We start from the raw sequence: 7,379 nt of genomic DNA on the forward strand, positions 1-7,379 counted from the left end.
ATTGGCAACTTATATATTACCCGGTATATTGAACTAAACGATTGATTTCTACTCAATAATGTATGCTATTGTATCGTGCATTCATGCGTATTGGTAAATTCATGGATACCAACCAAAATCAAAACCAGAGGAGTATAAAGAATCAAACTCTTTACCACATAATCCCCTGGTTGATGAGACCCTATTATATCAATAACCCCCAGGCTTATATTAAAGGTAAGATGAAGAAGTATGACCACTAGTATGGACCCCTGTGAATGATTGTAAATCATAGACATTAAAACACTTAACAGCATAACATTAATGGCAAATGCCCAAAAAGGTATTTTTGACTGTGGAGAATCAAGGAGCCACAAAGGAGCGTGCCACATTGTCCAAATTGCTCCAACAATCAATGCACTGGCCATCCATCCATAATTGCTTTTAATGGTAGGGTACAGAAAGCCTCTCCAACCCAATTCTTCCCCCAATGGTCCCAAAAACAAGTTTATAAGTATAAGAGGTAATAGGTACTTCAACTCAAAATTTGACCACTCGATTGCACTTTCCTTTTGTAACTCCACAAATAGAAGTACAGCAGCAATTACTAATGGGATTAATGAGACTAATAGCCACCATGATAAATCAGGTAAGGAAAATGCTGTTCGAAATTTTACAATGAACTCCTTTTTTCCCACCCATATGATTGCAGCAGCGATATTTGGACTCCAAATAGCAATAAGCCAAATGGGTAACCCAATAGATGATTCAGGAGTGTGGGCTCCAGGAATATTTAACATCAAAACAAATGATATACACGATATTAAAAAGGTCAAGATAAGAAAACCTGATATTGGGTTTTCAGCTAATAAGAGTTGTATTCTTTCCATTGCCATCACATAAATAGTTTATTATTTGCTTTTTTCTTATTGTGCAAATATCCCTTCTATTGCTGGAATGAAATTGTAGAAATACGACCTCTTGTTTTTAGATAAACCGGTGATATAAGGTGTCCCTATAGCTCTGAAGTTTCTTGGGGGCAAGCTTGGCAATTGATTTTACTTCATTGATAAGGTGTGGTTGATCGTGATAGTTGTACTCAACCACCAATTCCATCCAATCTACCGGGTTGTCCTTGGAAAGGATAAAATCCATGTAGTTGTTGACACGAATAATTTTACAATAATCTTTTGGGGAAATGCCAATGCGTGTTTTGAACAGCCGTTGTAATTGCCTCTCAGAAACATAAACGTTATTGGCGATCTCACTAACTGTAATTATGCCCTTCGACTGATGAATAATTTTTATAGCCTGTTGTAAGGGTGGACTATTTAAATTTCGGTCAAGGTTACCGGTTAAGAATTTTTCCGCACATTTTGTCTTCTTGGAAAAACTCAAAACACTAAGTTCTGCGTTTAGTTCTTCAATTTTTTGTTGCAAGGCATCTGGAAAACCGCCTGCTATTTTGGATATGGGTTGCTTCATTAATTTGTAAAGCCCATCACCAATAAATGAGATTCCAAATAAATCAATTTTACCCTTTTGATTTATTCTTCGACTAGTGGCAAATGCAGGAACAACAAAGATTTTTGGGTTTAAACACTTGAATTTTGTAGCATCCAAATATTCAATGTCACTGCCGTGATTAAATATCAGCAAATTCTGTCCTTTAGGAAGAAACCTTGAATGAATTCCCACAATATAGTCAATATCTCCACTCATTTGCCAATAGCAAAGCACATCATCTTTTAAATATTCATGGGTTACTATTTTCTCATCATAATTCATTAGCTTTCACTAATATGCTTTATTTTTTTCAGCTGTTCGTTAATATACATCGTTTACAAAAGTTAAAGTTATAGATTAGGGTTTACACTAAGTTAGTTTCTAACCTTACTGATTGTTTTTGCTTTTCCTATCCAGAGCAAAATCCAAAAGATTTTGCGGACTTCATAAACATACGGAAATCTTTTGATTAAGCCCTAAACCCGTATTGTTTATAGGTTTTGTTGGCATTTCGTTTTATTCCGTTTCTATTATCCAATCATTAAATTCGGTCTGTCCGATACCTTCAACAGAATGACAATAATTATCATTAAATATAAACCCTTTAGTTTCTGCACCTTTAAATTTAGTTGCTTCAAAAGATACGTTTTCCATTAGAGCGTTGGTAAGATTAGAATTTCGAAAATCAGAAGTTTTAATGTTACTTTTTAAAAACTTTGTATTCGTCAAATCACAGTTTCTAAAGTCGGTTGAAATAAAACAATTTTTAAAAGTTATTCCTGAGAGATTCTCGTTTCTCAAGTCTATGTTTTCCAAATCAATTTCTTCAAATACTGTTTTTCCAGATTTTACTTGTTCTAAAAACTCTGCTTTCGTTAATTGATAATCAAATGAATCAGATTCAATGCGTTTTAAGTCATTTATTGTCGATTCGATTAATTCAATCAGTTCGTTATGAGCATTGACAAAGTCTTTTCTTATTTCGATAAATTTCGATTCATTCCACAGATGTTTTTCTTTTAACGCAGGTAAGTCGTCAAATCCGTTCAGGTAGAAATGAGCAATTGGTTCGAGTTTCTTTATTCCATTAGAATATTTAGAGTATATTTTTTTTAAAAGTAATATGTGGTCAACTTTTTCAGAAGACGGTTTTTGTTTTAGTTTCTCTAATATTTCGATTATTTCTCGGTTCATCTCAAATGAATGCCAACGGTTTAGTTATGAACAGTACAGGAGCAAACTAGCGTTTGCTTTCCGCCACACACACATAGCAAAATCTTTTTGTTTTGATTTATTTTTTCCTGTCCAGAGCAAAATCCAAAAAATTTTGCGGACTTCATAAAAATACGCAAACCATTCGATTAAGCCGGAAGCCCGTATTGTTTATAGGTTTTGTGCCTGTTGCACAAGCATGAATTCCATCAACACCTACTTGTTAGGTTATTTTGTAAAATATAACTAGCTGATATATTGGTTTTTAATTATTTCTTATAATTCAAAAACTATCAATTTATTCCGTATGACGGGTTGTGCAACGGTTACCATTGTTGTGGGTATGTGCTTTTTTAACTTTCATTTTTTTTATATGTAATAACATTCTCCCTGAATAAATAAGCTTCTGATGAACCTAAATCAACCATTCGATTTAAAATCCAAACATAGTCCTCAATTAGCGTTTTATTATTTTTAATATTTGAAATATGATTGTAGAATAGTCTCTTAATCATTCTTTCTGCTGAAGGATACGACAATGCAATTGTTGTGATTTCTTCTGATTTGAAAATTTCAACTAACAAAGATATTGTTTCAGGTAGTAATACTTTATCTCCAATGGTTGATAATACATTAAGAATTGAAGTTGGTTTATGCTTTCCTAAACTCTCAACCATTGATTTGTAAAATTCTTTCTTGTTTTCAATTGGTTTCCAATGGGTGGCAGTTTCTTTCCACTTAATGTCAAGAAATAATGTCGCAAGAAAATATTGCTTGCCACTTGCTTTGATTTTATCAAAAAAGTGTTCCCATAAATTCCAAAAGTTTGTTATTAGTTTTTGATTTAACTCTTCATCATTTGAATCAGAAATGAATTCATCTAATTTGTAAATAATGAGCTCGGGAACCTTTGAAGAAAATTCAAACAAGTCATTTCGTCCTCTTAGATTGCGCAAGCCAGTTTGGTAAATTGGGTCAATGATTAAATCCAAAACAGAATTTGCTAATATAGTATTGGCCTCTAAAAGAAGTTGTGCTAAATAGAATTTAGTAGCAAGAACGGATTGATGATGAATTTGTCTTTTACCTTTGTTTCGATTATATGAATACGTTTCCTCGTGTTTTAAGTCTTCTGTCAATAAAGGCATAAAATGTTTAATAAACACTGAAAAATCATTGTCATTTGTATTGTAAGGTGTTATTACAAATGCTCTGGCCAATAAATATCCTTCGCTTTTATCTAAATTTATTTCAGACACGTTTAGCTCTAAATTTTTTTCTGATGAAATTTGTTGAACGAAACTTTCTTCATTTTTCTGCACTTGCTTTGACTTTTCTTCATCTTGGTAACCAAAAAAATGTGGATTATTTTTTTTGTAATTAGAATATTTGATAAGCCCAAGCCAAACTCTTTTTGCTTCATCAGGAAATTGAGCGAAAAACTCTTCTCTTACATATTTGGTAATTTTGTCAATTTCGTGGTCGTGAAACGGTGCGAATAGCATATAAATCATTGTTGCTATTATACCGTTTATATCTTCTGCACTATCTACGTTTTGTATAAGCAAATGGAAAGAGGACAAAGCGATTTCCTTTTCCATTAGACTGACACTCATATTTAAGCTGTAATCTCTATTAAACGTATCTTTAAGAATGGAACCTATTGCCGTAATAATTGTTTCTAAACACCAATTCTTTTGTTTTTTTGATATATCTCTTGAAAATTCACGTAATCCCAGAACAGCTAGTGTTATAGGTTTACTGAAAATTATATCGAAGTTATTATCGTCAGAATAATATTGATAACACTCCAACCATTTTTCATAACTAATGGATTCTTCCTTTTTGTGTGCTTTTGAAATTATCGCTGAATAAGTGGCTGTTTCATTTTGTTTTGCAAAATAATCTTGTGAGGAAGCTAAATGTTCAACGACTTCTTGTTCGTATTTGGGCTGAACAACAAACCCTCCAAGTTTTTTATCGTATGGTTGGACTTCCCAGTTTCTAATATCAATCTCGTTCAATCGCTTTTTCCACATTACATCACCTTCTTTGATATTATCTTTTAGCTTATCAAATAATTTGTGTATTTGTTGATTAATTTTTCTGATATTGAATTGATAGTCAACAATGAAATCGACCAAACCTTGTGTGAACTGTTTCCTATGAGGAAGTTGATTTGATTCCCAACGAACTTTTTGTGCAAATGAAATATCATTGTCCATTGGCGCGAGTGCTGAGCTTTCTTGAATAGCCCTACTTGAATCCCAATCATAAAATTCTGGGATAGACAAAAGTGGTAGCATCACGTCTTCAACTTCTTCAGGATATGCAATCGCAACGCTAGTTAAAACTGATAATGGGGCAACATTATTACTGTTTTTAAGGACATAATCAAATATAAAATTGATGTTCCTTTTACTTACATCTGATTTCTGTTTTGCTGTTTTTAACAAGAATTTTTCAAGACTCATTAGTAATGATTCCAATGCGTTATTGGTAACACTTAAACCTCTGTATGCTGCCCATAATTCCCAAGCCGCCCATTGTTTTACTTTAGTACCATCATTTAACTCAATTTCAATTTCATAAACTTTATGCTTGTAATCACAAGTTGCGTTTACATAAAATTCTATCGAATAGTTTATGAAATCAATAATGAATTTTAATCCAATGATTGGATGAACCCACAATAAATTGTAAAAAGGGGTTTTGTAAATTCCTGAAGGAAAAAAAGAATGTCTATCTCGAATTCCCCAACATTGTCCGTCTCGCAAAGATTGGCTTGCAAAAAAGCCAAATTTATCATCAGGAAAATCTTCTTTTTTAGGTGGAATATATTTCCAATTTTTCCAAGCCGTATCAATAATCAATTCTGGTAATTCTTTGATTAAATGCTGATTTCCAATCCCTGAAAGGCAACTATTAATTACATTTTCATAAAAAGAATTTAGTCTCCAAGAATCCCGATTTTCTTTATTAACGAATGCTCTTTCAGTTAGTTTTATAATTTCTTCTTTTGAAATTGAAGCTAAATCAAATAAAATTGTAATTAGTATTGATGATTTGTTATTAGCATTTTTCTCTTGCCAAAATTCTTTTTCTTCTTCAATTTCTTTCAAGTAAATAAGGACAATATATTTTGCCGATTCTAATTCTAGGTTGTCAATTTTATTGACTTGAAAAAGTAATCGATAATACCAGTCTGTTAGAAAGTTTACTATTGATAGCTTAATTGCGTCTAATTGAGATATGTGTTTTTGAATAAAAAATATTGCTTCTTTCCAGCCTGAACCAATCGGCAATAGAATATTGCTGTTGTTGGCTTTTTGGTCGCTTTCTTTACAGCAAGTTTTAATGATATGTAAACATCGATTGAAGAAGACCGCATCTTTCTCGAGAAGTTCTTTTTCAAAAGCGATAAAAAATGAATTACAGTTTTCGGATTTAAAAACAGCGACCAACAACTCGTCAGCCCAGTACTTATCAATTGAGCCAGAAACTGTCGCTTTAATTAGCTCGTTTATAGCGCTATTATTATCAATTAAATAATCCTCAACCCATAGACGAAAAGCTCTTCTGATAGCAGGTTCATTCCCCAATTTATCAAATAAATCTTTTGGTTTTGGAAAATCTTCGAATATTGAGGAAACATATTTTACTAAAGCCCAATCTTCTAAAATATCGTGAGTGGGCGCATACTTTCTATTATTGTTTTCCTGAAATACTATTTCATCATTTTCTAAACAAGCAATTGCCTCTGCATCAGATTTATCAGGTTTTGTAAAGAGTTTCATCTCTTTTGCTCTCTTTACTGTGTAAGCTTCCCTTAAAACCGAACTGTTTAAAAGTAGAATAATAATCTTAATTTTAAACAGTATTATGAGGAAGAGTAGATTTTCACCCACGCAGATCGCGAAGATTTTAAAGGAGTTCGATAATGGCAAGACCGTTGCGGATATAACCCGTGAACACGGTGTGAGCTCGGCCGCTTTCTACAAGTGGCGTTCGAAGTACGCCGGAATGAGCGGCAAGGAGCTCAGGCGCATAAAGGAACTGGAAGAAGAGAACCGCAAGCTCAAGCAGATGTACGCCAACTTAGCTTTGGACCATCAAATGGCGAAGGAGATCATCGAAAAAAAGCTCTGAAGCCTTGTCGTAAGCGCATTATCGCCAAAGAACTTGTTCATTACGGTATCAGCAGGGCGTGCCGTGTCCTAAATATGAGCAAGAGCGTCTATTATTATAAACCTTTTCCAAAGGACGACACCGAAATAGAGGATGCCTTGCGGCAAAAGGCCGAAGATCATTCGGAGGAAGGTTTTTGGAAGGCTTACGATCGTTTGCGCAATGAAGGGAAGCCATGGAACCATAAACGGGTCCATCGTATCTATAAGGCCCTTGGGCTGCCATTGAGAAGAAAGGTGAAGAAACGTTTGCCCGCAAGGGTGAAAGAGCCCTTAGAGGTACCTGATGGACTTAACCACACTTGGAGTATGGACTTTGTGACCGATGTCCTGGAAAACAAAAGACGCTTCAGGTCGTTCAACGTCATCGATGATTTTAATCGAGAAGCACTTCATATAGAAGTCGACTTTTCCTTGACCAGCAATCGCGTTGTCTGGGTACTGAACCACCTTATCAATAAAAAAGGAAAGCCAAAGAGGATCCGCATGGACAAC

Annotated in this window: 4 protein-coding genes and 1 pseudogene; 1 reads left to right on the plus strand and 4 read right to left on the minus strand. The window is 34.0% G+C overall.

The genetic code is table 11. From position 1 onward, the window contains the following. Positions 1-65: 65 nt before the first annotated feature. From BW980_RS19335 to BW980_RS19350, 4 genes are all read right to left on the minus strand, one after another. Positions 66-875 carry a CPBP family intramembrane glutamic endopeptidase gene (locus BW980_RS19335; protein ID WP_083690551.1) on the minus strand — a complete coding sequence of 270 codons (810 nt, stop codon included), beginning with the start codon at positions 873-875 and terminating at the stop codon, positions 66-68. 91 nt (positions 876-966) lie between these two features. Further along, positions 967-1,767: a helix-turn-helix domain-containing protein gene (locus tag BW980_RS19340; protein ID WP_076456804.1), complete on the minus strand. Its 801-nt coding sequence runs from the start codon at positions 1,765-1,767 to the stop codon at positions 967-969. Between the two features lie 234 nt (positions 1,768-2,001). Continuing rightward, entirely contained in the window at positions 2,002-2,679 is a 678-nt protein-coding gene (locus tag BW980_RS19345; RefSeq protein WP_076456805.1) for a pentapeptide repeat-containing protein, read from the minus strand. 371 nt (positions 2,680-3,050) lie between these two features. Then, positions 3,051-6,494: a hypothetical protein gene (locus BW980_RS19350; RefSeq protein WP_175609927.1), complete on the minus strand. Its 3,444-nt coding sequence runs from the start codon at positions 6,492-6,494 to the stop codon at positions 3,051-3,053. A gap of 85 nt (positions 6,495-6,579) precedes the next feature. Between BW980_RS19350 and BW980_RS22215 the strand changes: the two are divergent. Next, positions 6,580-7,379, plus strand: a pseudogene (locus BW980_RS22215) (IS3 family transposase); the annotation flags it as partial.

This window comes from Zobellia uliginosa, from assembly GCF_900156625.1.
Classification (GTDB): Bacteria; Bacteroidota; Bacteroidia; order Flavobacteriales; family Flavobacteriaceae; genus Zobellia; species Zobellia uliginosa.